Here is a 23787-nt window from a genome sequence, read left to right on the forward strand (position 1 = left end):
TCGGGCCTCCTTCGCGCCGCGCGTCGGTGATGCCGGGATCGGGTGAATGACGTCTTCAACGGTGGTGGAGAAACAGGAGGCGGAGCCGGCCCGGCCGGTCCTCGACAGTCCCGGCCGCCTCGCCCTGCGCGAGACGATCCGGGCCGAGATCGCGCGCGCGCGTCCGCGCCCCGTCGCGGTCCGGACCCTCGAGTTGCTGGCCGAGGCCGCCTGCGCCCCCGACGAGGCCGGAACCGGCCTCCGCGTCCTCGACCGCCAGGGGGCCGTGCGGCGGCGGGACGACACGTCCGAGCCGATGACCCTCGCGGACCTGATCGCGGAGCTGCGCGCGCGCCATCCCGCCCTGTTCCTGCCGCCGGAGCCCGAGCCCGAACCGGCCCCGCGGACCGCCGAGGAGGCCCGCGATTCGTCCCTGCTGAGCGGCGCCTACGAGATGAAGGCCGCGACCGCCCGCTTCGTCGGGACCCAGTCCGAGCGGGCGCGCTCCCTGGCGGAGCGCTCCTCCGAGCAGGGCCGCGCGCTCGCGCAGAACGCCGCCGGCCGCTTCGCCAGCCTGCGGACGAACCTGCGCGGCCGCTTCGCCCGCCCGGCGGGCGCGGCCGCCGACGCGGAGGCCGCGCCCGCCCCGGCCGCGGATCCGACCGCCGCCTGGAACAGCGGCCCGGGACGGTTCGGAGAGACGCTGCGCGGCGGCCTCGGCCACCTGCGCGACCGGCTCGGCCTCGGGGGAGACGGGGCCGACGACGGCGCGCGCCGGCAGCGCCGCCTGCTCCTGGGCGCCGTCGCCGGCACGCTGGTGGCGGTCCTCGCCGCGGGGGTCGTGCTGGACCGCTCCGCGCCCGAACCCGGGCGTCCCGCCGCCCCGACCGGCTCCCGCACGGAGGCGCCGAGCACCCCCGCGCCGAACGCACGGCCCGCGAACCCGCCCGCCTCGGCCCCCGACACGGTGACGCCGCCCCCCGAGACCGGCGGCGAGTCCGAGCCCGACGCGCCGCTGCCGCCGAACGCCGTGACCGGACAGGCCCAGGTGATCGACACCGCGACCCTCAAGGTCGGCGGCAAGGTCGTGCACCTGTTCGGCGTCGAGTGGGTGCGGGGCGGCCAGGCGGAGGAACTGGCCCGGTACATCGGCAACCGGCCGGTGACCTGCCAGCCGGCCCCCGGCAGCGCCAACATGAACTGCCTCGTCGACGGGCGCGACCTCTCCGAGGTGGTGCTGTTCAACGGCGGCGGTCGCGCCTCTCCGGAGGCGAGCCCCGAGCTGGTCGCGGCCGAGGACCACGCCCGGAGCGAGCGGCTCGGCGTCTGGAAGCGCTAGCCGGATGCCGGCCGAACCGTTCGGCACGACGGCGGACGGCCGATCGGTCAGCCGCCACACCCTGAGCCGGGGCAGCCTGCGCGTCGCCGTCATCGAGTACGGTGCGGCCGTCACGGCGATCGAGGTGCCCGACCGCGCCGGCCATCCGGCCAACGTCGTGCTCGGCCTCGGCACCCTGGCGGGCTACGAGACCGTGAGCCCGAGCTTCGGCGCGATCGTCGGCCGCTACGCGAACCGCATCGCGGGCGGGCGCTTCAGCCTCGACGGGCACGGCTACCGATTGCCGGTGAACGAGGCCCCCAACACCCTCCACGGGGGCCCGGAGAATTTCGGCCGGCGCCTGTGGCGGGCGGAGTTCTCCGACGCGGCGCGCCTCGTCCTGGTCCGCCGCTCGCCGGACGGGGAGGAGGGGTTTCCCGGCAATCTCGACGTCCGCGTCACCTACAGCCTGCCCGAGGACGGCGTGCTGCGCGTCGACTACGCCGCGGTGACCGACCGGCCCACGATCCTGAACCTCACGAATCACAGCTACTTCAACCTCGCCGGCGAGGGGACGGGCAGCGTCCTCGACCAACTCGTGCAGGTCGAGGCGGACGCCTTCGCGCCGACCGACCCGACCCAGATCCCCACCGGCGCGCTCCTGCCGGTCGCCGGGACGCCGTTCGACTTCCGCACGCCGCGGGCCCTGGAGGCGCGGATCCGCGCCGGAGACCCGCAGCTCACCTACGCCAAGGGCTACGACCACACCTTCGCGCTGCGCGGGGCCGCCGGGACGCTGCGGCCGGCCGCCAGCTGCGTCGATCCCGGAAGCGGGCGGCGGCTCGACGTCTGGACCACCCAGCCGGCGCTGCAGCTCTACAGCGGCAACAACCTCGACGGGCGGCTGATCGGTCCGTCCGGGCGGATCTACCGCTCGGGCGACGGCGTCTGCTTCGAGACCCAGGGCTTTCCGGACGCGCCGAACCAGCCGGGCTTCCCGTCCGCGGGCCTGCGGCCGGGCGAGACCTTCGCGGCCGCCACGGAGTTCCGGTTCTCGGTCGTGTGACGGCCGCACCGCGCGGGCCTTCCGGGGGCGCGGCGTCGCCACCGGCGGAGGGCCGGACCGGTCGTCCCCGCGCGCTCAGGCCGCCGCGCGGTCGACCGCCCGCGGCGCCGGGATCGCGGCGGCCGGCGCGGCGGGATCGGGGCGCCACGCCTCGCCGAGCGCCAGGAGGGCGGCCTTCACGGCGTCGAGCCGCGACGGCTCGCCCTCGGCCATGCCCTCGGCGGCGGCGACCTCCTTCAGGTACTCGTCCCAGGCCCAGCGCCGCAGGATCTCGCGCTTGCAGCTCGGCAGCAGCCGGGGATGATCGCGCACCGCGGCCGGGGCGTCGAACACCGCGGCCGGGTTGAGCAGGGCGCGCTCCAGGTCGGGCAGGCCCGCGGGCGGCGCCCGGGAGACCCGGTGCGCGCCCCAGACCCGCAGGGTCCCCGCCCGGCGGCCGTCGGGCGGGTCCGGCTCGATCCGGTAGGTGAGGCCCTGCCGCTCGGCGTAGGCCACCACCCGCGCCCGCGTCGGGAACGTCAGCACCACCTCCGCGGCGAGGGTGTCGCGCCCGCCGGTCCAGCCCATCAGCGGCTCCCGCTCCGGCGGCGTCTCCCGCTCGAAGGTGAGAAGCCACGTCCCGGCCCGGGCGCGCCCCGCCGTGTCGACGGAGCGCCCGCGCCGGCGGATCAGCGCCCGGCGACCGGCGAGCCACGGCGCGCCGGCCGGGCCGGGCGGGCTGTTGTGTCCGATTCCGATCGTCCCATCCTGCATGGTTGCCTCCCGAAAGGGGCGCGCTCAGCCGCCGAAGAGGCCGAGCCGCGCCGCCGCTTGCACGCCGAAGCTCGCCGCGAAGGACAGCAGGGCCGCGTCCCAGGCGGTCAGGTGCGGGGCGTTGGCCGGCGGACCGGCCTGCGTGAGCGCCCGGCCGAGCCACGCGAAGCCCGACAGGCTCAGCAGGGCGGCCAGCACCCAGGGCAGGGCGGGGGCCGGGCAGGGCGCCGCCAGGGCGACGCACAGGGCGGCGGACAGGATCCAGCGGCCCAGCACGGTCCCGTCGGTGGTCCGCACCTGCCCTCCGCGCCGGCCGCGCCGCGACCGGGACAGGCCCCTGTGCCCGCCCCACAGGTCGAAGGTTGCCATCGCGCGCCTCCCCGGCTCAGTTCAGCCGGGGCTCCGGTCCGGTCGGACCGCGCCGCCAGCGGCGGATGAACGCCGCCGGGTCGGGCGGCCTGCGCGGCGCCGGGGCTGCGGGCGGTGCCGGGCCCGCGTCGAGCGTCTGGAGCGCCTCCAGGACCGCGCTCAGCGGCACGGGCTCGGCCCGGCAGCCCGGCAGGCAGCGCAGCGTCGGGCAGGAATCGACCGCGCGGGCGTCCGAGGCCCAGGAGGCCAGGATCGCCCGCTTCTCGGCCCGCGACAGGCCGGGATAGCGCAGCACCTCGCGCGGATGCCGGAAGACGTCGCCCGGCGCCACGAAGGCCTCGAACGGCTCGACCGCCTGCGGCCTCAGGCTGGCGGCCGCCACCGGACCCAGGCGCGCGATCTCGGGTTGGACGTGGTTCGTATCGATCGGCTGCATGCGACCCTCCTCATCGTGAGCAAAGGCTGGAGCGGCCGTCGGTCCTGGTCGGGGCCGCCGGCCGTCGCGTCATGCGTTCGTGTCCGCGGCCGCGGGGGCGGCCGCCGCCAGGACAGGCCCAGGACCGGCCCAGGACCGGCTCAGGACCGGCTCAGGACCGGCTCAGTGCTTGGCGACCGGCGCGCCCGCGCCGTTGATGGCGATGCGCCGGCGGCGCTCCGGCGCCTCGGCGGCGCGCGGCAGCGTCACGGTGAGGACGCCGTTGCGGAACGTCGCCTCGGCCTTCTCCTCCTCCACCGGCACGGGCAGGGCGATCGACCGCTCGAAGCGGCCGTAGCTGCGCTCGGAATAGCCGCGGTCCTTGTCGGTGGTCTCCGCGCGCTTCTCGCCTTTCAGAGTCAGGACGCCGTCCGCGATGAGCAGTTCGACGTCCTTCTCGTCGAGCCCGGGAAGCTCGGCGGAGACGCGCAGCGCGCCGTCCGCCTCCGCCAGCTCGACCTGGGGCCAACCGAAGCCGCGGCCCGCGAGGCTCGGCACGCTGCCGAACCCGCCGAACACGTCGTCGAACAGGCGGTTCATCTCCCGGTGCAGCGTCAGGAAGGGGCTGGCCGACCCCTGCGCGAGGGCGGTCGGCGCCGGGGTGCTGGTGCGGTTCCAGGGAATCAGATCTCTCACGCTCATGGTCCTCGCTCCATCGAATGCGGTGCAGTCGTGGGAACGGGCCCGCGGGTCCGCGGACCCGTGAGGGATGTCATCCGTGTCGATAAGGGGGTGGCCGGGCGCGCGGCCCGGGACACCGGATCAGGCTGCCGATCAGGCTGCCTTGGCCTCGCGGGTGATCTGCGCCGGGGCGTTGTCCTGGCCGGACGCGGCCGTCGTGCCGCCGATGGCGATGCGGCGGGGCTTCAGCGCCTCCGGCACCTCGCGCTTCAGCGCGACGGTGAGCAGGCCGTTCTCCAGGGACGCGCCCACGACCTTCACGTGCTCGGCCAGATTGAAGGTCTGGCGGAAGGTGCGGGCCGCGATGCCGCGGTAGAGGTAGTGCTTCTCACCCTCCTGGGCGGCCTTCTGACCCGAGACGAGGAGCGTGGTGTCCTGCTGGGTCAGCTCGATCTCGTCGGGCGTGAAGCCCGCGACCGCCATGGTGATGCGGTACTGGTCCTCGGCCACTTTCTCGATGTTGTAGGGCGGCCAGGCGGTCGACGGCTCGACGCGGTCGGCCTGGTTGAGCAGCTCGAACAGACGGTCGAACCCGATGGACGACCGGAACAGGGGCGAAACGTCGTACGTCCTCATAACCACATCCTCCGACGAGCAACGTGACTACAAGCAGCACCGGACACCGTGTCCGGCGCCCTCAGAGCGAGCCCGTTTCCAGGCCTCGCACGCGCGTAACGTGCGGGCGAGCGATCAGTTCCGCGCTGGGCGAGATTTTTTTTCGGGTCGGGCAGGCGTGGTCGAATACCGCGACCCGCCCCGTGCGGCCTCTCCCCTGAGCTGCGGGCTGCACAGGCCCGCGGTCCCGGTCGGCACGCGCGTCAGGTCGAGAGAGCGTGGCCCCGCCCTCGCCGGGGCGAGGGGCGCTCCGTCACAGACAGCGCCTCGAACCTGCCCAGGCGGCAGGGGAGGGGGGCGCCGCGGACGCCACAGGCCCCGCTCTCAGCCGACCGCCTCCTCCACGAGGATCTCGCGCTTGCCGGCGTGGTTGGCCGGGCCGACGATGCCCTCGATCTCCATCCGCTCCATGATGGAGGCGGCGCGGTTGTAGCCGATCTGCAGGCGGCGCTGGATGTAGCTCGTCGACGCCTTCTGGTCGCGCAGCACCACCTGCACGGCCTGGTCGTAGAGGTCGCCGCCGGCCTCGCCGAAGGAGCCCTGGTCGAACACCGCGCCGTCGAGTTCGAGCTCCGCGGCGCCGGCCTTGCCCTTCCCGCCGCGCTCGCCGCCCTTCTCGGGCGCGCCCTCCTCGTCGTCGGCGGTGACGGCGTCGAGGTAGCTGGGGCGGCCCTGGCGCTTGAGGTGGGCGACCACGCTCTCGACCTCGCTGTCCGAGCAGAACGGCCCGTGCACGCGCGTCGTGCGCCCGCCGCCGGCCATGAACAGCATGTCGCCCTGGCCCAGAAGCTGCTCGGCGCCCATCTCGCCCAGGATCGTGCGGCTGTCGATCTTGCTCGTCACCTGGAAGCTGATCCGGGTCGGGAAGTTCGCCTTGATCGTGCCGGTGATCACGTCCACCGACGGCCGCTGCGTGGCCATGATCAGGTGGATGCCCGCCGCCCGCGCCATCTGCGCCAGACGCTGGATCGCCCCCTCGATGTCCTTGCCGGCCACCATCATCAGGTCGGCCATCTCGTCGACCACGATCACGATGTACGGCAGCGGCGCCAGGTCCATCGCCTCGTCCTCGTACACCGCCTCGCCGGTGTGGCGGTCGAAGCCGGTCTGGACGGTCCGGGTCAGCACCTCGCCGCGCGCCGCCGCCTCGGCGACCCGGGCGTTGTAGCCGTCGATGTTGCGCACCGCGATCTTGGCCATCTTCTTGTAGCGCTCCTCCATCTCGCGCACGGCCCACTTGAGGGCGATGACCGCCTTCTTCGGGTCGGTGACCACGGGGGAGAGCAGGTGCGGGATGCCGTCGTAGACCGACAGCTCCAGCATCTTCGGGTCGACCATGATCAGGCGGCACTCCTCCGGCTTGAGCCGGTAGAGCAGGCTGAGGATCATGGTGTTGATCGCCACCGACTTGCCCGAGCCGGTGGTGCCGGCCACCAGCAGGTGCGGCATGCGCGCGAGGTCGGCGATGATCGGCTCGCCGCCGATGTTCTTGCCGAGGCACAGCGCCAGCTTGTGCTTGCTCTCGGCGAAGTCCGTCGAGGCCAGGAGTTCGCGCAGGTACACCGTCTCGCGCTTGGCGTTCGGCAGCTCGATGCCGATGGCGTTCCGGCCGGGCACGACCGCGACGCGGGCCGAGACCGCCGACATCGACCGGGCGATGTCGTCGGCGAGCGCGATCACGCGGCTGGACTTGGTGCCGGGGGCGGGCTCGAGCTCATAGAGGGTGACGACCGGGCCCGGCCGCACCGCCAGGATGTCGCCGCGCACGCCGAAATCGCCGAGCGTCGCCTCCAGCAGCGTGGCGTTCTGCTCCAGGGCATCGGCCGAGATCAGGCTCGCCTGGGACGGGCCGCGGGGGGCCGCCAGCAGGTCGAGGGCGGGCAGGGCGTAATCCTCGGGGCGGACCGGCGGCGCGGGGGCGCGCCGGGCCGGCACGGGCGCGGCGGGCGGCGGGGCCACCCGCGACGCGGTCGGCTCGGCCCGCGGCGGGATCGGGCGCTGCGGCGCCTCGAACGTGTCCGGATCGTCCTCCGCGTCGTCCCGCGGCGGCGCGGCGCGGCGGGCCGGCGCCGCGGTGGCGTCCTCGGAGGCGTCGAAGACGGGCTCGCGCCGGCTCGCGCCGGCCTGCCGGCCCTCGGGCAGGTGGTCGGCCCAGGGGAGATCGGCGTCCGTGAAGGCGCGGCGGGCCGCGAGGGCGGGCGACGCGCCGTCGATCGGCTCGGCCCGGCCCGCGCGCCACGCGGCGATCCGCTCGGCCGCGGCGCCGCGCAGGCCCATCAGCCCCTGCGCCAGGGCGCCGACACCGACGAGGCCGAGGCTCGGCTCGTCGGAATCCTCGCGCTCGTCCCGGCCCGAATCCCGGCCCCGCGCCGGCGCGCGCCGGACGGGGTAGGGGTCGTCGTGCAGGGGTTCCTCCTCGACGGCGCCGAATCGGCAGGCGCCGGTCAGGCTGAGGATCGCCACCGCGGCGTAGCCGAAGCCGACGAGGTGGGCTGCCGCCGACGAGACCGCGCCGACGATCACCCGCGCCATCGACAGCAGGCCGTCGCCGGCCACGCCGCCGAGGCCGGTGGGCAGCGGCCAGCGGGTCGTCGGCGGGAGCGCGCTCGCCACCGCGCTGGCGGCGCAGAAGCCGATGATCCAGAGCGCGATGCGCAGGCCGCCCTCGGGCAGGTCGCGCTCCCGCATCAGCCGGATGCCCCAGAGGACCGGCGGCAGCACGAAGGCCAGGGAGCCCAGGCCCAGGATCTGCATGGCGAGATCGGCCACGACGGCGCCCGGCTGGCCGAGGACGTTGTGGGCGGCGTGGTCGGTGGCGTGGTTCAGGCTCGGGTCGTCGATCGACCACGTGGCCAGCGCCACGGTCAGGGCGACCGCGCCGGTGAACAGCACGAAGCCGCCGAGCTCCGTCAGGCGCTTGCCCAGGAACGGGCGAACGCTGTCGACGAAAGTCTCGTAGGGCGATGCGGGACGGCGAAGCGAGCGCATGCGGGACCGGACGCGAAACGGGAACTTACCCCCGAGGCTAGGCACGAGCGCCTTAACGACCCGCTAAGGTTGAGGAAGGCTGACCGGCCGCCGGGCGGGGCATCCCCAGGCCGTCGTGCCGGCGCCCGGGAGGATGCAAAAGCCGCCCCGCTGTGGCACAGGAGCGGCCATGAATATCGACGGCCAGCCCTACCGCACGATCTTCCCGGACCCCGACGGCGTCAGCGTCCAGGTGATCGACCAGACCCGCCTGCCCTTCGCGTTCGAGTTGAGGCGCCTCGCCACGCTGGAGGACGCCGCGGTGGCGATCCGCACGATGATCGTGCGGGGCGCGCCCCTGATCGGCGTCACGGCCGCCTACGGGCTGGCGCTCGCCATGCGGGCCGACGCCTCCCACGACGGCATCGACCGGGCGGTGGCGACGCTCGCGGCGACCCGCCCGACCGCGATCAACCTGCGCTGGGCGCTGGACCGGGTCTCCGCCAACCTGCGCCAGACCGCGCCGGACGAGCGCTTCGCCCGCGCCTTCGCGGAGGCCGGCCGCATCGCCGAGGAGGACGTGGCGAGCTGCCGCGCGATCGGCGCCCACGGCGGCCAGATCATCGCCGACCTCCACGCGGCCCGGGGCGGCGACCGGCCGATCACCGTGCTGACCCACTGCAATGCCGGCTGGCTGGCCACGGTGGACTGGGGCACGGCGCTCGCGCCGGTCTACGCCGCCCACGAGCGGGGCGTGCCGGTCCACGTCCTGGTCGACGAGACCCGGCCGCGCAGCCAGGGCGCCGCGCTCACGGCCTTCGAGCTGAACGGCCACGGCGTGCCGCACACGGTCATCGCCGACAATGCCGGCGGCCACCTGATGCAGCACGGCGACGTCGACCTCTGCATCGTCGGCTCGGACCGGACCACGGCGAGCGGCGACGTCTGCAACAAGATCGGCACCTACCTGAAGGCGCTGGCGGCCCACGACAACGGCGTGCCGTTCTACGCCGCCCTGCCGTTCTCGACCATCGACTGGACGCTCGACGACGGGGTGAAGGAGATCCCGATCGAGGAGCGCGACGGGCGCGAGGTCACCCACATGACCGGCCGGCTGCCCGACGGCGGCTTCGCCACGATCGAGGTCGTCTCCCCCGGCAGCCCGGTGGCCAACCCCGCCTTCGACGTGACGCCGTCGCGCCTCGTGACCGGGATCATCACGGAGCGCGGCATCTGCGACGCGAGCCGCGAGGGCCTGTACGGGCTCTACCCGGAGCGCCGGAGCGCGGCGTGAGGGCGGAGTTCCGGGCGGCCGCGGCCGCCCGGCGCAGTATCCGGGGCGTCCCGAACGCGGTGTGACCGAAAAGGCAGCCTCGGGGGCAATTCGCGCCCCGTATCCACGCCGATGCTTCCCCGGCTCGACGGTGTTCGGCACAACGGATGCTGGACCGCCGCGGGGAAGAACACGTCTCGACGGCGGACGGACTGATCATCCCAGTCCGATCTCGATGCCTTCGAGGTGGCCGCGATGGCGAGATTTCATTTCGTCGAGGATTACGAGGCGTACGTACGCCAATTGACGCGCGACTTGCCCCTGGACGAGGCGATGAGCGTGGCGGTGGGCGGCGACTACGACCGGATCGGCGCGATCGAGTGCGAGATCCTCCACCATTTCGGGCTCCGGGACGGCCAGTCGGTGGTCGATTTCGGCTGCGGCTCCGGGCGCCTGGCGGTTCACCTCGCCCGCACCGGCACCGTCGCGTATCTCGGCCTCGACGTCGTCCAGGAGCTGCTGGACTACGCCAAGCGCCGCTGTCCCAAGGATTACCGCTTCGCCAGGAACACGGCGCTGTCGCTGCCGGTCGCCGACGGCAGCGTCGACCTCGTCTCGGCCTTCAGCGTGTTCACGCATCTCCTGCACACGGAGTGCTACATCTACCTGGAGGAGATGCACCGCGCCCTCAGGCCCGGCGGCCGCGTCGTGGCCTCGTTCCTCGAGTTCAGCATGGCCTCGCACTGGGGCGTCTTCACCAAGACGGTCGGCGAGCAGCGCACCAGCACGGTGCCGCACCTCAACACGTTCATCGAGCGCAGCGTCTGGCAGACCTGGGCGGACCATATCGGCTTCGACAGCGTGACGTTCCTCGACGGAACGGCGGCGCCGTGGCCGTCGGGCGCGCATCTGGGCCAGTCCCTCGCGGTGCTCGGCAAGGCGCCGGCCTGACGGCCCGGCCCGCTCAGGGCTCCCAGCGGTGGAAGACCGCGCTGTCGAAGGCGAAGACCGCCTCGCCGCGCTGGTTCACCCCGGTGTTGCGCGCGAAGGCCAGGCCCCAGCCGGGCCGTGACGCCGAGGCGCGCTTGTCGGTGAGCTTGGCGCTGAAGCGCACCGTGTCGCCCGCGTAGACGGGCTTCAGCCAGCGCAGGTTCTTGAACCCGGGGGAGGGCCCCGCCTCCGGCACCGGCCCGCGGCTGGCCGTGTAGGCGGCGTCCCGGGCGCGGGTCGTGAGCATCCGGTTCATGTAGGCGGCGGTCGTGTGCCAGCCGGAGGCGCAGAGGCCGCCGAAATGGCTGCGCCTGGCCGCGTCGTGGTCGAGGTGGAAGGCCTGCGGATCGTAGGCCCGCGCAAAGGCCACGATCGCCTCGGCGGTGAACGGGTAGGCGCCCAGGTCGCGCACGGCCCCGATCTCGGCATCCCGCAGGAACGGCAGGATCTCGGCATCCTCCGGCTCGGCGACCGGCCCCGGCACGCCGGTCTCCACCGGCCGCGGGGGCAGGGGGTCGGTGCCGCGGCGGGCGAGCATGAAGGTGAAGCGCTGGGTCAGCACCGTCTCAGCCCGCTGGTTGCCGAGGGCGAGCTCGGCGGTCACGAAGCCGAGGCCGGGCTTCGTGGCCGAGTCGCGCAGGCCCGCGACCCGGAAGGTCAGCGTCAGGGCGTCGCCGGGCAGGACCGGCGCGAGCCAGCGCAGCTCGTCGATGCCCGGCGCGCCGAGCGACGAGCCGCCCCGGAACGGCCCCTGCTGGAGCAGCCGCATGCCCAGGGCCGCCGTGTGCCAGCCCGAGCCGATCAGCCGGCCCGCGAAGGTCGTCTCCGCCGCCGCCTCGTCGAGGTGGAACGGCTGGAAGTCGAAATCCTTCGCGAAGCCCACGATGTCGTCGCGGGTCACCGTCAGCGGCTCCCCGACGATCACGTCGCCGACGGAGAAGTCTTCGAGGGCGGGATCGGGCATGGCGGGCTCGTCTCGTTGATCAGCGGGGCGGGGATGAAGCGCGCGCACCGTGCCGACAGCACCGGCCTCAGTTGGCGAAGCGGAAGTGCAGCACGTCGCCGTCCTGCACCACGTAATCCTTGCCCTCCAGCCGGAGCTTGCCGGCGTCCCGGGCCCCGGCCTCGCCGTTGAGGGTCGTGTAATCCTTGAACGCGATCGTCTCGGCGCGGATGAAGCCCTTCTCGAAATCCGAGTGGATCACCCCGGCCGCCCCGGGGGCGCGGGTGCCCTTGGTGATCGTCCAGGCGCGGGCCTCCTTGGGGCCGACCGTGAAGTAGGTGACGAGGCCGAGCAGGTCGTAGCCGGCGCGGATCACCCGGTTCAGGCCCGGCTCGGTGAGCCCCACCGCCTCCAGGAACTCGGCCTGGTCGGCCTCCGGCATCACGGCGATCTCGCTCTCGATCTTGGCCGAGACCACCACCGCCACGGCGCCCTCCGCCCTGGCGCGGGCGAAGACCGCGTCCGAGTAGGCGTTGCCCTTGTCGGCGTCGCCCTCGTCGACGTTGCAGACGTAGAGGACGGGCTTGGCGGTCATCAGGCCGAGCTGCTGGAACAGCCTCTCCTCGTCGGGCTTGCGCTCCACGAGGCGGGCGGGCTTGCCGTCGCGCAGGAGCGGCAGGGCGCGGTTGACGAGGTCGAGGGTCTCCTTGGCCTCCTTGTCGGCGCCCTTGGCCTTCTTCTCCAGCGACTGGGCGCGGCGCTCCAGGCTGTCGAGGTCGGCGAGCATCAGCTCGGTCTCGATGGTCTCGATATCGGCGGCCGGATCGACCTTGCCCTCCACGTGGGTGACGTCGCCGTCCGTGAAGCAGCGGACCACGTGGGCGATCGCGTCGACCTCGCGGATATTGGCCAGGAACTGGTTGCCCAGGCCCTCGCCCTTGGAGGCGCCGCGGACGAGGCCGGCGATGTCCACGAAGGTCAGCCGCGTCGGGATGATCTCCTTCGAGGACGCGATCCGGGCGAGGTCAGTCAGCCGCGGATCCGGCACCGCCACCTCGCCGACATTCGGCTCGATGGTGCAGAACGGGTAGTTCGCCGCCTGGGCGGCCGCCGTCTGCGTCAGCGCGTTGAAGAGGGTCGACTTGCCGACGTTCGGCAGGCCGACGATGCCGCATTTGAAGCCCATGGGTCAGTTCCGTCGCAGCGCGTCGTCGGGCGACGCGCGGAATGGGTTGATGAGAATCGGGTCCGCGAACACGCCGCGCGCCCTGTCCTCGGTCGAGCACGCGCGGCACCGACGCGCCGGGCCGCGGCCGCCGGGAGGCAATCGAACCGCCGACAGCCGGGCGCGACGCGCACCGCCTTCATCGGACCCTCTCGCCCGCCCCGATATCCCGTCCCCGTGTGGGCGTGTCAATTTCTGGCGCCCAGCGTCTTCACGTCGTCCCAGCCGCGGCCGGCCATGGCGAGGTGGACCTTGTTCTGGAAGCTCGCGTCCTCGCCGGCGGCGAGCAGGGCGGCGTGGTCGGCCACCGCCCGGCAGAGATCCTCGACCCAGGGCAGCTCGGCCTTGCCGAAATCGTTGAGCACGTAGGCATGGACCAGCGCCTTGTCGCCGGGATGACCGATGCCGAGCCGCACCCTCCGGTAGTCGTTGCCGCACTGCGCGGTGATCGAGCGCAGGCCGTTATGGCCGGCATTGCCGCCGCCGCGCTTCACCCGGAGCTTGGCGGGGGCGAGGTCGAGCTCGTCGTGCAGCACGATCACGTCGGCCAGCGGGATCTTGTAGAAGCGCTGCGCCTCCGAGACCGCGCGGCCGGACTCGTTCATGAAGGTCGAGGGCTTCAGCAGGATCGCCCGCTCGGTGCCCAGCACCACCTCGGCGGCCTCGCCCTGGAAGCGGTGGCGGAACGGGCTCGCCCGGTGCTGGCGGGCGATCGCTTCGACGGCGAGGAAGCCGATATTGTGGCGGTTGCCCGCGTAGCGCGCGCCCGGGTTTCCGAGGCCGACGATCAGCCGCATGGTCTGCATCCCTTTCAGGCCGCGGTCTGTGCCACGCTTCGGCGCGGGACGCATCCCCGGCCGGGCCGGTCTCCGGCCTCCCGGCCCGCGCCGCGTCTCCCCGTGCGCCAGCGCACGGCGGCGCGCGAACCCGGGGCAGAGTATCCCCGTTGAGAGGTCACATTCGGCCAAGCAAAGCCGGAGCGATCAAGACCGCCGCCCAGCGCATCGCGACGACGATCTTCCTCACTCGACACGGTTGACCGGATGACTTCCCGTCGAAGTCATACGAAGACACTAGGAGATCACCATGACCGTCCGCATGCTCGCCGCCGCCGCCCTGGTCGCCGCGGTCGCCACGCCCGCCCTCGCGCAGGGCCTCGATTCGAAGCACTCGCCCTACCCGGCCTCGGCCTATTCGGGCTGGGTCGGCAACGCCCCCGCCCTGTACCGGAACGACGCCGGTCCCGCGCGGGCGGCCGCCTACCGCTACAGCGGCCCGCATGCCGGCGGCCCGGCCAACGCCCTGCCGCGGTTCTGACGGGAGACCGGGCCCGCGGGAACGCCGCGGGACCGGCCCTCGCGCGGGGCTCGGCAGGCCCGTCCGTCAGGACGGCAGGACCGGCTGGCCCGCGCGCGCGTCGGCCCCGCGCCCGGTTTCCGGCGCCCCGCCATCGCCCCCCGCCGCGGCCCGGATCTCCCCGGGGCGCAGGGTTCCGACCAGAAGATCGACCTGACTGACGAGGCGCACGAGCGATTGCCCGCGATCCAGCGCGGGCCGCTCGGGCACGGGCCTGTCGGCACCCAGGGCCGCCAGGGTCGCGCTGATCCAGGCCCGCCAAGGCTCCGCCTCGGGGGCGGCCGCCTCCGGGGCGTGCCGCAGGACGATGAGCCGGGCGCTGATCCGGCGCAGGGTCGCGTCGGCCACCAGGGCGGATTCCACCTCCGGGTGGCTGCCGGCCCGGGGCTGCTGCAGGGCGCGGGACAGCGCCGCTTCCAGATCGTTGAGGGCGAGGCCGGCCTCGCGGCTCTGCGCCGCGATCGCGGTCTCGCGGCCCTCGCCGGGCGGCGCGCGGAGCACCGCCTCGGCGAGGCCGGCCTGCGCCCTGAGCGCCCGGCGCAGTTCCTGCCGGACCTGATCGGGCTCCCAGATCGGCCAGAGCACCAGGCAGCTCGCCACCGCGATCACGCCGCCCAGCACCGTGAAGCCGCCCCGCATGGCGACGATCTCCCAGGAGCTGTGGCCGGGCTCCAGCAGTTCGACGAGCAGCACCACGAGGGGCGTCAGGCAGGTGACGAAGAAGCCGTAGGAGATCTGGCGCGCCGCGAAGCCGACGATGCTGAGCACCAGGATCAGCCCGGCCTCCGCCAGCGGGCTCGTGGCGTAGTAGGCGAGCACGGCGCCCACGAGGCCGCCCAGCACCGTGCCGCCGATCCGCTCCAGCGCCCGCTGCCACGTCGCCGCGTAGAAGGGCTGCATGGTGAGCACCACGGTCATCACCAGCCAGTGCGTGAAGGCGCCCGCGTAGGTCAGGGTCGCGGCGAGCGCCGGCGCCGCGACCGCGCTCGCCCGCAGGGCGTGCCGCAGGTTGGGCGAGGCCAGGGTGAAGTTCTGCGCCAGCGGCCCGACGTAGCGGGTCCAGCGGTCGAGGCTGCCGCCCTCCGTGATCGTGCCGCCGGGCCGGTAGCCGTCCGGCGTCGACAGCTTGGCGCCGATCCGCACGCGCCCGACGATCCGGTCGGCGAGGCGGGCCAGGGTCGGGTCCTCCGACAGGCCCTCGGCCACCCGGGCGATGGAGTGCTCCAGGCGGGCGAGGTCGAGGTTGACGTCGTCGCGGATCGCCCGGGCGATGGTCACCAGCAGGGGGCGCAGGCGCCGCAGGAACACCTTGGCGAGCGCCCGGCGGCGCGCGTCGGGGCGGCTGTCGATCAGTTCGCCCACGGCGATCAGGGCAGCGAAGATCTGCTCGGCGCTCTCCAGACGCAGCAGGGCCTGGGCGGTGCGGTCGGAGACGCGCTCGCGGGAGCGGGCGAGGTCGAGGATCATGGTCCGGGCGGTCTCGATGCTCGCCCGCACGCCGCGTCGGTGGCCCCGCGCGTGGCCGTCGAAGGCGGCCGTGTCGGGCTCCGGCAGGGCGACGAGCCGCTCGAGGTCGCCGCAGAGCCGGGCGAGGTTGTGCCAGACCTCCGCCACGGCCCGGTGGGCCGGGCGGTACGGGTGCAGCCGCCAGATGACCAGGGCCAGGAATGTCGCCCAGAGACCGCCGGCCGCGAACATCGCCGCGGTGACGGCCGCCTGCGCCCCGTCGAGCGGCCGGTCGAGGGCGATGCACAGCACCACCACGAGCACGTTGCCGGCCGACTGGGCCTGCACGCTCCAGACGCGCGCGTACGAGCAGGCGAAGATCAGCGCGCAGGCGACCGGGACGACCACCGGCAGGCCGAGGGGCTGGATCAGGCCGAGGCCGGCCCAGAGCAGGCCGCCGAGGAACGAGAAGGCGGTGAGGACGCGCAGGCGCGCGCGCATCGGGCCGCCGTTGTCGCAGAAGCAGGCGAGGTTGGCGGCGAGCGCCATGGTCAGCAGCGGCGACCACTGGATCCAGATGTTGAGGAGGATGACGACGCCGAACGCGAAGGCGGCGCGCACGCCCTCCACGAGCCGCACGTTCCGGAGATCGAGACCCGTGGGCAGGCGCCGCAGGTCGCCGCCGGGCCGGCTCAGGCTGCCCCGGCCGGCCGCGAGGCGGCGCCGCCGCAGACGTCCGGGGGGCGAGGCTGTGGGACTCGGCGCGGTCAAGCTCGGTCTCCCGACGGGGGCGCGGCGCCCCGGCATGAACCGCGCTCCGGCCTGACCGGATCCGCGGCAGCGCGCAACCCCGGCCCGCGGCCGGCGCGGGATCGCGGGGCGCGTGCAGCGCAGCGTTGCGCATCACCGCACATCGCCGCACATCGCCGCACATCGCCGCACGGCATCCTCAGCGAACCGCTCGCCCGAGGATAGTCGGATGCTGCCACGGCGGCCCGGAAACCCATCGCAGCTCCTTAGCCGGGAGAGGGCCCGGTCGAGAGCCGGCTCATTCCAGCTTGGCTTCCGCGGTATCTCCGACGTCGGTCATGCGCCGGACGCGGCGCGGGCAGCCCTGTTCCGCCAACCGCCCGTCCCGCGTTGCGCCCCTTCCCGGTCATGCAGGGCGTTGACGGCGGATCCCGAGAGCGAGATTTTCCGGCGGCACGCCCTCATCGGCGCAGGAGGGCGGCGCCGCCCGGATCTCCTCGCAGTGCAAACTCATCGAGATCCGTCGACAGTTCAGCCTTGAGTGCCTCGTAGAACATGGCTGCGGCCGGCGTCAGGGAGGTATTGCGGCGGCGCACCAGACTGATCGTGCGGTAGATCGCGGGCTCGGTCAGCAAGACCTCAACGAGATCGTCGCGCGGAGAAGCGCCCCCGAGGGCCGCCGGGAGAATCGCGGCGCCGATGCCGGCCGACACCAGCGCCAGGGCGGTCGGCGTGCTCTCGACCACGAACCGACCGCGCGGCGGCAAGTCCGCGGCTGCCAGTTGAGCCTCGACGCGCGCCCGGTTGCCGCTGGCGCCGCCGAGCGTCACGAGATCCGTACCGGATAACTCGGTCCACCGAAGCTCGCGCCGTCCGGCCAGCGGATGGCTGCGGTGGCAGATCAGCACGAACGGATCCCGCACGAGCCGATCCTCGAGGAGATCGGCATCGGCCTCCTGCTGGATGTGGATCCCGAAATCCGCCTCACCCTTGCGCACGGCTTCGGTGACCAGCGCGCCGGAGCGTTCGAGGATCTGCACCCGGTTCTGCGGATGATCGCGCGCGTAGGCCTGCAGAACCGCCGGCATCCGACGGAAGGCAATCGATTGGACGGTCGCGACGGTGACGTCGCCGACGCCCAGCCGAGAGGTCGTGCGCAAGCGCTCGATCCCCTGGGTGAAGTCGGCGATGAGCCGCGTGGCCAGCGGCAGGAACTCGCGGCCGACGGCGCTGAGGCGCACCGTCCGCGTGGTGCGGTCGAGGAGCATCGCGCCGAGAAAGCCCTCGAGCTTCTGGATCCGCCGGGTGAGCGCGGTCTGGGTCAAGCCGAGACTCTCGGACGCCCGGCGGTAGCTGCCGAGCTCCGCGATGAGAACGAAGGCCTGAACACCGTCGACGGGGAGTTTCATGCCGGAACGTCATGAATTGATGCGATCAATTCATTTTACTCGACCATGCCGCTGCGGGACAAGGCGCGGGGCGACGCCTGCCCGACACGATGCGACTCCGGCTGAACACGGGGCGATGCGGAGGAAACGATGACTGCGCGTGCCGCTGCCGGGTCCACGGTCGCGACCTCGACCCGCTCGATATCGACGCCGAAACCCTTCTGGACTCAGGCCATGGAGACGCGGGTCGGCATCGTCCCGCTGCCCGTCTATGTGCTGCTGCTGGCCCTCATCGCGGCCTTCGCCGTCAGGGGTAAGATCTCGGGCGAAGTGACGGTGATGATCGCCGTCCTGGTCGCGGGGGGCTTCACCTGCGCCGAGATCGGCCGGCGGATCCCGCTGCTGCGGGCGGTCGGCGGATCGTCCCTGGTGACGATCTTCCTGCCCTCGTTCCTCGTCGCCCACCAGCTCCTGCCGGCGCCGCTGGTGCAGTCGGTGACGACCTTCACCAAGTCGACGAACTTCATCTACCTGTTCATCACTGCCGTGGTGGTCGGCTCGATCCTGAGCATGGACCGTCGGGTGCTGATCCAGGGCTTCGCCAAGATCTTCGTGCCCCTGGCGCTGGGGTCGCTCGCCGGCCTCCTCATGGGCGGAAGTGTCGGCTGGCTCGTCGGCATCGGCTTCTGGCGGTCGATCCTCTACGTCGTGGTGCCCGTGATGGCCGGGGGCGTCGGCGAGGGCGCGATCCCGCTCTCGGTCGGCTACGCGGAGGCGCTGGGCGTCGACCACGGCGGGATGCTGGGGCAGATCCTGCCGCTGGTGTTCTTCGGGAACCTCGTCGCCATCGTCATCTGCGGCGCCCTGAACACGCTGGGCAAGCGCCGCCCCGACCTCACCGGCAACGGCCGGCTCCAGCCCGCCGCTGACGGAGACACGGATGCCGACCACGGTGCGGCTCACCGCAACACCTCCGGGATCGACGTCGCCACCGTCGCGGCCGGCGGCATCACCGGCATCGCCGTCTACGTCTTCGGCACGCTGATCCACGCGCTGATCGGATTACCCGCGCCGGTGGCGATGCTGTTCCTCGTCGTCCTCGCGAAGCTGCTGCGGGCGGTTCCGGCCTCGCTGGAAGAAGGCGCCCGCGTGGTGTTCCGCTTCTTCGTGGTGGCGGTGACCTATCCGCTGCTGTTCAGCACGGCGGTGGCGCTGACTCCCTGGCACGAGCTGGTCGAGGCGTTCCACCCGGCCAACCTCGTCACCATCGTGGCGACCGTGCTCGCGCTGACCGGCACCGGCTACGTCGTCGGGCGCTGGCTCGCCATGTACCCGATCGAGACCGCGATCGTGAACGCCTGCCACAGCGGCCTCGGCGGCACGGGCGACGTGATGATCCTGACCGCCGCCGAGCGGATGGAACTGATGCCCTTCGCCCAGGTCGCGACGCGGATCGGCGGGGCCCTCACCGTCACCGTGGCCATCGTCGCGATGGCGCATTTCAAGATCGCCTGACGGAGGCGCGCCGTGCTGATGCGCTCCAAGCTGTTCGTCCCGGCCTCCCGGCCCGAATTGTTCGCGAAGGCCGCCACCGGCCCCGCCGACGCCCTCTCCTTCGACCTGGAGGACGCCGTGCCGGAAGCCCGCAAGGACGAGGCGCGGGACACGCTCGCGACCTATCTGCGGGAAGCGCCGACCACCCTGCGCAAGGCGGTCGTGGTGCGGGTCAACGCCCCCGGCACCGGGCATTTCGCGCGCGACCTCGAGGCGGTGTCCCTGCCGCGCACGGATCTCATCAACCTGCCGATGGTCGAGGATCCGGCCGCCATCATCGAGGCGGCCGCGCGCCTCGACCGCCTCGATCCGACGGGTCGCATTCGCCTCCTCGTCAACATCGAGACCCCGAGAAGCCTCCGCCGGGCGGCTGACCTCGCCTGCGCCCATCCCCGCGTCGCCGGCCTGCAGATCGGCTACGCCGATCTGCTGGAGCCGTGCGGCATCGTCCGGCACGACGAAGCCGCCCTCGCTCAGATCCGCGTCGCCGTCCGGCTCGCCGCCGCCGAGGCCGGCCTGCCCGCCTATGACGGAGCCTTCGCGGCGGTGAGGGACCCCGAGGCCTTCCGCGCCGAGTGCGAGGCGGCCCGCCGCCACGGCTTCGCGGGCAAGACCTGCATCCACCCGTCCCAGGTCGACATCGCCAACGCCGCCTTCCTGCCGAGCCCGGACGCGGTGGCGTGGTCGCGCCGCATCCTGGCGGCGGCCGCCGAGGCCGAGGCGCGGGGTCTCGGCGCCATCCTCGTGGACGGGCGGATGATCGATCCGCCCTTCCTGGCCCGCGCCCGCGCCGTCGTGGCGCTGTCCGATCTCCACACCGCGACGGAAGTCCCATGACCGAGCGCGAACTGCACCGGCGCGCCTACCGACCCGAGGCCCGGGGTATCCTCGACGGGGTGCGCATCCTCGACCTCTCCCGGCTCTTCGCCGGCAACGTGCTGACGCAGATGCTCGGCGATTTCGGTGCCGAGGTGATCAAGGTCGAGCCCCCCGAGGGCGACACCCTGCGCGCCTGGAAGACCGAGGGCGTCGAGACCCACTGGAAGATCTACGCCCGCAACAAGAAGAGCCTGTGCCTGTCGCTGCGCGATCCCCGCGCCGTCGAGGTGCTCCGCGCGCTCGTGCCCTCCTGCCAGATGCTGATCGAAAGCTTCCGCCCCGGGGTGCTGGAAGCGATGGGCCTCGCGCCGGAGTCTCTGCACGCCCTCAATCCCGGATTGACGATCATCCGCATCTCCGGCTGGGGGCAGGACGGGCCCTACGCGCAGCGGCCCGGCTTCGGCACGGTCATCGAGGGCTTCTCGGGCTTCGCCGCCATGAACGGCTTCGCCGACCGCGAGCCCGTGCTGCCGCCGATGTACCTCGCGGACGGCGTCGCCGGACTCACCGGCGCCTCGGCCGCCATGATCGCCCTGCGCGAGGTCGAGGTGAACGGCGGCCGGGGGCAGGTGATCGATCTGCCGCTTCTGGATCCGCTCTTCGCGATCCTCAGCCCGCAGGCCGCCCATTACCGGCTCACCGGCAAGGGAAAGCCGCGGACCGGCTCGCGCTCGACGAACTCGGCGCCGCGCAACGCCTACCGGTGCAGCGACGGGCTCTATGTCGGCCTGTCGGGCTCGATCCAGAAGATGGCCGAGCGCCTGTTCCGGGCGATCGGGCGCCCCGACCTCGTGGACGATCCGCGCTTCCGCACCAACGCCGACCGGCTGCGCCACGTGGACGAGCTCGACGCGATCATCGGCGCCTTCATCGCGGAGCGGACGCAGGACGAGAACGTCGCGTTCTTCGAGGCCGCCGAGGTGACGATCGGCCCGATCAACGATGCGGCCAAGCTCGTCGCCGACCCGCACGTGGTCGAGCGCGAACTCATCGCCGACTATCCCGACCCCGACATGGGGCTCATCCCCATGCACGCCGTCGTGCCGCGGCTCCACGACCGGCCGGGCGCGATCCGCACGCCCGCGCCCACCCTCGGCCAGCACAACCGCGAGGTGCTGGGGCAGATCGGCATCGCGGGCGCGGCCTTTGACGACCTCGTCGCCGCGGGCGTGGTCCGCAGCGGCGACGCCCGCTGACGACAATGACAGGGAGGCTGGGAATGCCCACGCTGTCACGCCGCGGCTTCGTCGCGGCCGCCATGGCCGGCATGGCCGGCATGGCCGGCATGGCAACGTCCGACTGGGCGCGCGCGACCGACGGATCGGTGCCGAACTCGGCCGGGACCGAGCGGCCGCGCCATCGTGCGCCGGCCCGGGCCTGCGATTGCCACTTCCACATCATCGACGCGCGCTTCCCGCCGCCGGACACGCCCAAGCCCCCGGGCATGACCTTCGACGCGTATCGCCTGCTCCAGGCGCGTCTCGGCACGACCCGCGCCGTGCCGGTCCAGCCGAAGAATCACGGCACCGACCCGACCTGTCTGCTGGACGCCCTCGCGCGCTTCGGCGGGAACGGGCGCGGCATCGCCGTCCTGCGCCCGGACGTCACCGACGTCGAGCTGAAGCGCCTCGACGCCGGCTACGTCCGCGGCCTTCGCTTCAGCGTGTGGAATCCCAACGACACGGTGGCCCCCATCGCGACGATCGAGCCGCTCGCCAAGCGCATCGCCGATCTCGGCTGGCACGTGCAGTTGCACATGTCCGGGAACCAGATCCGGGAGAACGAGGCCCTGCTGAACAGGCTGCCATGCCCCATCGTATTCGACCACATGGGCCGCCTCGACCCGGCCAGGGGGCCCGACGATCCTGCCTTCGCGACCATCGCCGGACTGGTCGAGAAGGGCCGGGCCTGGGTGAAGCTCGCCGGCGCCTACCTCAACACCGAGGCCGGTCCGCCCGGCTATCCGGACGCGACGCGCACCGCTCAGGCCTTCGTGCGGCTCGCCCCCGAACGCCTCGTCTGGGGTAGCGACTGACCGCACGTCACGGAGAAGCACAAGCCCGACGACGCGGTGCTGTTCGACCTGCTCTCCGACTGGGCCGGCAGCGCCGCTGCCCGCGACAGGATCCTCGTCGACAACCCGGCGACGCTCTACGGCTTCGCCTGAACGGGAGGGCGCGATGCGGATCCCGACCGACCCCTCCCGCCGTCAGGTGGCCGCGTGGCTGGCCGCGGCCGCATCCCTTGCCGCCGCACCGGCGAGGGCCGCCTCCGGTGACGGGCCGCCCCTCGCCGACCGGCTCGCGGCCTACGCCCACGCCCTGCGATTCGAGGATCTCGACACGGCCACGGTCGAGACCGCGAAGGTCCATCTGATCGACGCGCTGGGATGCGGGCTCGCCGCCCTCGATGCCGGCCCGGTGCGGATCTGTCGGGACATTGCGCTCAGCGACGGAGCGGGTGCCGCGACGGTGCTCGGCACGGACCGGCGGAGCAGCCCGGAACTCGCAGCCTTCGCCAACGGCGTCGCCATCCGCTACGCGGATTTCAACGACGTCTATGTCGGCCGCGAGCCCGGTCACCCCAGCGACGCCATCGCCGCCTGCCTCGCCGTCGCCGAGGCCGAGCGTGCGACCGGCCGCGAACTGATCGCTTCGATCGCCCTCGCCTACGAGATCAATTGCCGCCTGCTCGATGCCGCGGAAGTAACGGGGCGTGGCTGGGACCATCCGGTCTACTGCCTGCCTGCCTCCGCGCTGGCATCGGGCCGGCTGATGCGTCTCTCCCCGGAAGCCCTGACCCAGGCCGTCAATCTCGCGATCAACGGCCATATCGCCATGAACCAGACCCGCGTCCAGACGCTCTCGGACTGGAAGGGCGTGGCCGATGCCGAGGCGACCCGCGCAGGCGTGTTCGCCGCGCGCCTCGCCCGCGCCGGTCTCACGGGCCCGGCGCCGATCTTCGAAGGCCGCGCCGGATTCTTCAAGCAGGTCTCGGGCCCGTTCACCGTCGACGTGGCGACGTTCGGCGGTGAGGGGCGCCCCTTCCGGATCTCGCGATGCGGGATCAAGCCCTATCCGGCCCAGGTCTATTGCCTGACGGCGATCCCGGCGGCGATCGACGTCGTCACGGAAGCCGGTGGTGTCGACGCCGTTCAGAGCCTGCGCATCGACACGACCCATCTCGGCTACGTCACCGCCGGCCGCGACCGCGAGAAGTGGCGCCCGACGACGAAGGACACCGCCGATCACAGCCTGCCCTATATCACCGCGCGGGCGATGCTCGACGGAGCCATCACCAACGACAGCTACGCCCCCGACAGGCTGAGCGATCCGGCCCTGCTCGCCCTCATTGACCGGATCACCGTCGCCGAGGACCCTGCCCTCACGGCGATGCAGCCGAAAGCGGTGCCGAACCGACTGACCGCGACGCTGAGGGATGGGCGCGAGATCGTGAGGCAGGTCGACGACGTGCCGGGATTCGTGTCGAGGCCGATGACCCGCGACGACGTCGAACGCAAGTTTCGCATGAACGCGGGCAAGCGTCTCGATCCGCTCGAGGCGCGTCGCGTCCTCGACGCCTTCTGGACGATCGATGAACGACCCGACCTGTCCGGTCTGCTCGCGCTCCTGTCCTGAGCAACCCGCAGAAGCGCGTCCCTTCCGCTTTCGGCCGGATCGGCGGGCTGCTTCGAGCCCGTTCGGCCGCGTCACGCGACGTGGAGGATCGCTGAAGCAGACACGATCACCGCGGCTTGGGC

The 23787-nt window shown here is 72.9% G+C and carries 20 protein-coding genes and 1 pseudogene; 10 read left to right on the top strand and 11 right to left on the bottom strand.

Features of this window, described 5'->3' with window-relative positions:
- Nucleotides 1–46 precede the first annotated feature (46 nt).
- Nucleotides 47–1318 carry a nuclease gene (locus BKE41_RS21665; RefSeq protein ID WP_071000096.1) on the top strand — a complete coding sequence of 424 codons (1272 nt, stop codon included), beginning with the start codon at nucleotides 47–49 and terminating at the stop codon, nucleotides 1316–1318.
- A gap of 4 nt (nucleotides 1319–1322) precedes the next feature.
- Nucleotides 1323–2363, top strand: a complete 1041-nt coding sequence (locus BKE41_RS21670) for an aldose epimerase family protein (RefSeq protein WP_071000097.1) — start codon at nucleotides 1323–1325, stop codon at nucleotides 2361–2363.
- Between the two features lie 75 nt (nucleotides 2364–2438).
- Here BKE41_RS21670 and BKE41_RS21675 read toward each other — a convergent pair whose 3' ends face one another.
- From BKE41_RS21675 to BKE41_RS21700, 6 genes are all read right to left on the bottom strand, one after another.
- Nucleotides 2439–3116, bottom strand: a complete 678-nt coding sequence (locus BKE41_RS21675) for an NADH dehydrogenase ubiquinone Fe-S protein 4 (protein ID WP_071000098.1) — start codon at nucleotides 3114–3116, stop codon at nucleotides 2439–2441.
- Between the two features lie 24 nt (nucleotides 3117–3140).
- Nucleotides 3141–3485 carry a hypothetical protein gene (locus BKE41_RS21680; RefSeq protein ID WP_043074483.1) on the bottom strand — a complete coding sequence of 115 codons (345 nt, stop codon included), beginning with the start codon at nucleotides 3483–3485 and terminating at the stop codon, nucleotides 3141–3143.
- A 16-nt stretch (nucleotides 3486–3501) separates the two neighbouring features.
- The gene (locus BKE41_RS21685) at nucleotides 3502–3921 is read right to left on the bottom strand and encodes a hypothetical protein (RefSeq protein ID WP_029361625.1); all 420 of its coding nucleotides are present in this window, start codon (nucleotides 3919–3921) and stop codon (nucleotides 3502–3504) included.
- Nucleotides 3922–4083: 162 nt separating this feature from the next.
- Nucleotides 4084–4602, bottom strand: coding sequence for an Hsp20/alpha crystallin family protein (locus tag BKE41_RS21690; RefSeq protein ID WP_012321044.1), 519 nt, complete (start codon nucleotides 4600–4602; stop codon nucleotides 4084–4086).
- A 132-nt stretch (nucleotides 4603–4734) separates the two neighbouring features.
- Nucleotides 4735–5217, bottom strand: a complete 483-nt coding sequence (locus BKE41_RS21695; RefSeq protein ID WP_012321045.1) for an Hsp20 family protein — start codon at nucleotides 5215–5217, stop codon at nucleotides 4735–4737.
- A 363-nt stretch (nucleotides 5218–5580) separates the two neighbouring features.
- Nucleotides 5581–8244, bottom strand: a complete 2664-nt coding sequence (locus BKE41_RS21700; protein ID WP_071000099.1) for a DNA translocase FtsK — start codon at nucleotides 8242–8244, stop codon at nucleotides 5581–5583.
- Between the two features lie 169 nt (nucleotides 8245–8413).
- On the opposite strand from BKE41_RS21700, the gene mtnA reads away from it, so the two are divergent.
- A complete protein-coding gene (gene mtnA, locus BKE41_RS21705) occupies nucleotides 8414–9517 on the top strand; it encodes an S-methyl-5-thioribose-1-phosphate isomerase (protein ID WP_012321047.1) in 1104 nt (367 codons plus the stop codon).
- Nucleotides 9518–9751: 234 nt separating this feature from the next.
- Entirely contained in the window at nucleotides 9752–10447 is a 696-nt protein-coding gene (locus BKE41_RS21710) for a class I SAM-dependent methyltransferase (RefSeq protein ID WP_012321048.1), read from the top strand.
- Nucleotides 10448–10460: 13 nt separating this feature from the next.
- Here BKE41_RS21710 and BKE41_RS21715 read toward each other — a convergent pair whose 3' ends face one another.
- The 3 genes from BKE41_RS21715 to pth all read right to left on the bottom strand — a co-directional run bounded on the left by BKE41_RS21715 (nucleotide 10461) and on the right by pth (nucleotide 13451).
- The gene (locus tag BKE41_RS21715) at nucleotides 10461–11450 is read right to left on the bottom strand and encodes a MaoC/PaaZ C-terminal domain-containing protein (protein WP_029359248.1); all 990 of its coding nucleotides are present in this window, start codon (nucleotides 11448–11450) and stop codon (nucleotides 10461–10463) included.
- 67 nt (nucleotides 11451–11517) lie between these two features.
- On the bottom strand, nucleotides 11518–12615 hold the full coding sequence (gene ychF, locus BKE41_RS21720; RefSeq protein WP_012321050.1) for a redox-regulated ATPase YchF: 1098 nt from the start codon (nucleotides 12613–12615) through the stop codon (nucleotides 11518–11520).
- Nucleotides 12616–12842: 227 nt separating this feature from the next.
- Nucleotides 12843–13451 (bottom strand): aminoacyl-tRNA hydrolase, encoded by a 609-nt coding sequence (gene pth, locus BKE41_RS21725; RefSeq protein ID WP_071000734.1) that lies wholly within the window; start codon nucleotides 13449–13451, stop codon nucleotides 12843–12845.
- A gap of 289 nt (nucleotides 13452–13740) precedes the next feature.
- On the opposite strand from pth, the gene BKE41_RS21730 reads away from it, so the two are divergent.
- Nucleotides 13741–13971, top strand: a complete 231-nt coding sequence (locus tag BKE41_RS21730; RefSeq protein ID WP_012321052.1) for a hypothetical protein — start codon at nucleotides 13741–13743, stop codon at nucleotides 13969–13971.
- Nucleotides 13972–14037: 66 nt separating this feature from the next.
- Here the strand turns inward: BKE41_RS21730 and BKE41_RS21735 are convergent, their stop codons facing one another.
- The gene (locus BKE41_RS21735) at nucleotides 14038–16263 is read right to left on the bottom strand and encodes an FUSC family protein (RefSeq protein WP_063111298.1); all 2226 of its coding nucleotides are present in this window, start codon (nucleotides 16261–16263) and stop codon (nucleotides 14038–14040) included.
- Between the two features lie 404 nt (nucleotides 16264–16667).
- A complete protein-coding gene (locus BKE41_RS21740) occupies nucleotides 16668–17615 on the bottom strand; it encodes a LysR family transcriptional regulator (RefSeq protein WP_012321054.1) in 948 nt (315 codons plus the stop codon).
- A 129-nt stretch (nucleotides 17616–17744) separates the two neighbouring features.
- Here BKE41_RS21740 and BKE41_RS21745 point away from each other — a divergent pair, with 129 nt between their 5' ends.
- The 5 genes and pseudogenes from BKE41_RS21745 to BKE41_RS21765 all read left to right on the top strand — a co-directional run bounded on the left by BKE41_RS21745 (nucleotide 17745) and on the right by BKE41_RS21765 (nucleotide 23665).
- A complete protein-coding gene (locus BKE41_RS21745) occupies nucleotides 17745–19109 on the top strand; it encodes a 2-hydroxycarboxylate transporter family protein (protein WP_071000100.1) in 1365 nt (454 codons plus the stop codon).
- A gap of 18 nt (nucleotides 19110–19127) precedes the next feature.
- Nucleotides 19128–19985 (top strand): CoA ester lyase, encoded by an 858-nt coding sequence (locus BKE41_RS21750; RefSeq protein WP_012321056.1) that lies wholly within the window; start codon nucleotides 19128–19130, stop codon nucleotides 19983–19985.
- On the top strand, nucleotides 19982–21223 hold the full coding sequence (locus BKE41_RS21755; protein ID WP_012321057.1) for a CoA transferase: 1242 nt from the start codon (nucleotides 19982–19984) through the stop codon (nucleotides 21221–21223). The genes BKE41_RS21750 and BKE41_RS21755 overlap by 4 nt, the downstream gene beginning before the upstream one ends.
- 89 nt (nucleotides 21224–21312) lie before the next feature.
- Nucleotides 21313–22194 (top strand): annotated as a pseudogene (locus BKE41_RS21760) (amidohydrolase family protein).
- 13 nt (nucleotides 22195–22207) lie between these two features.
- The gene (locus BKE41_RS21765) at nucleotides 22208–23665 is read left to right on the top strand and encodes an MmgE/PrpD family protein (RefSeq protein WP_053621922.1); all 1458 of its coding nucleotides are present in this window, start codon (nucleotides 22208–22210) and stop codon (nucleotides 23663–23665) included.
- Nucleotides 23666–23787: the final 122 nt, after the last annotated feature.

This window comes from Methylobacterium sp. C1 (assembly GCF_001854385.1).
Classification (GTDB): Bacteria; Pseudomonadota; Alphaproteobacteria; order Rhizobiales; family Beijerinckiaceae; genus Methylobacterium; species Methylobacterium radiotolerans.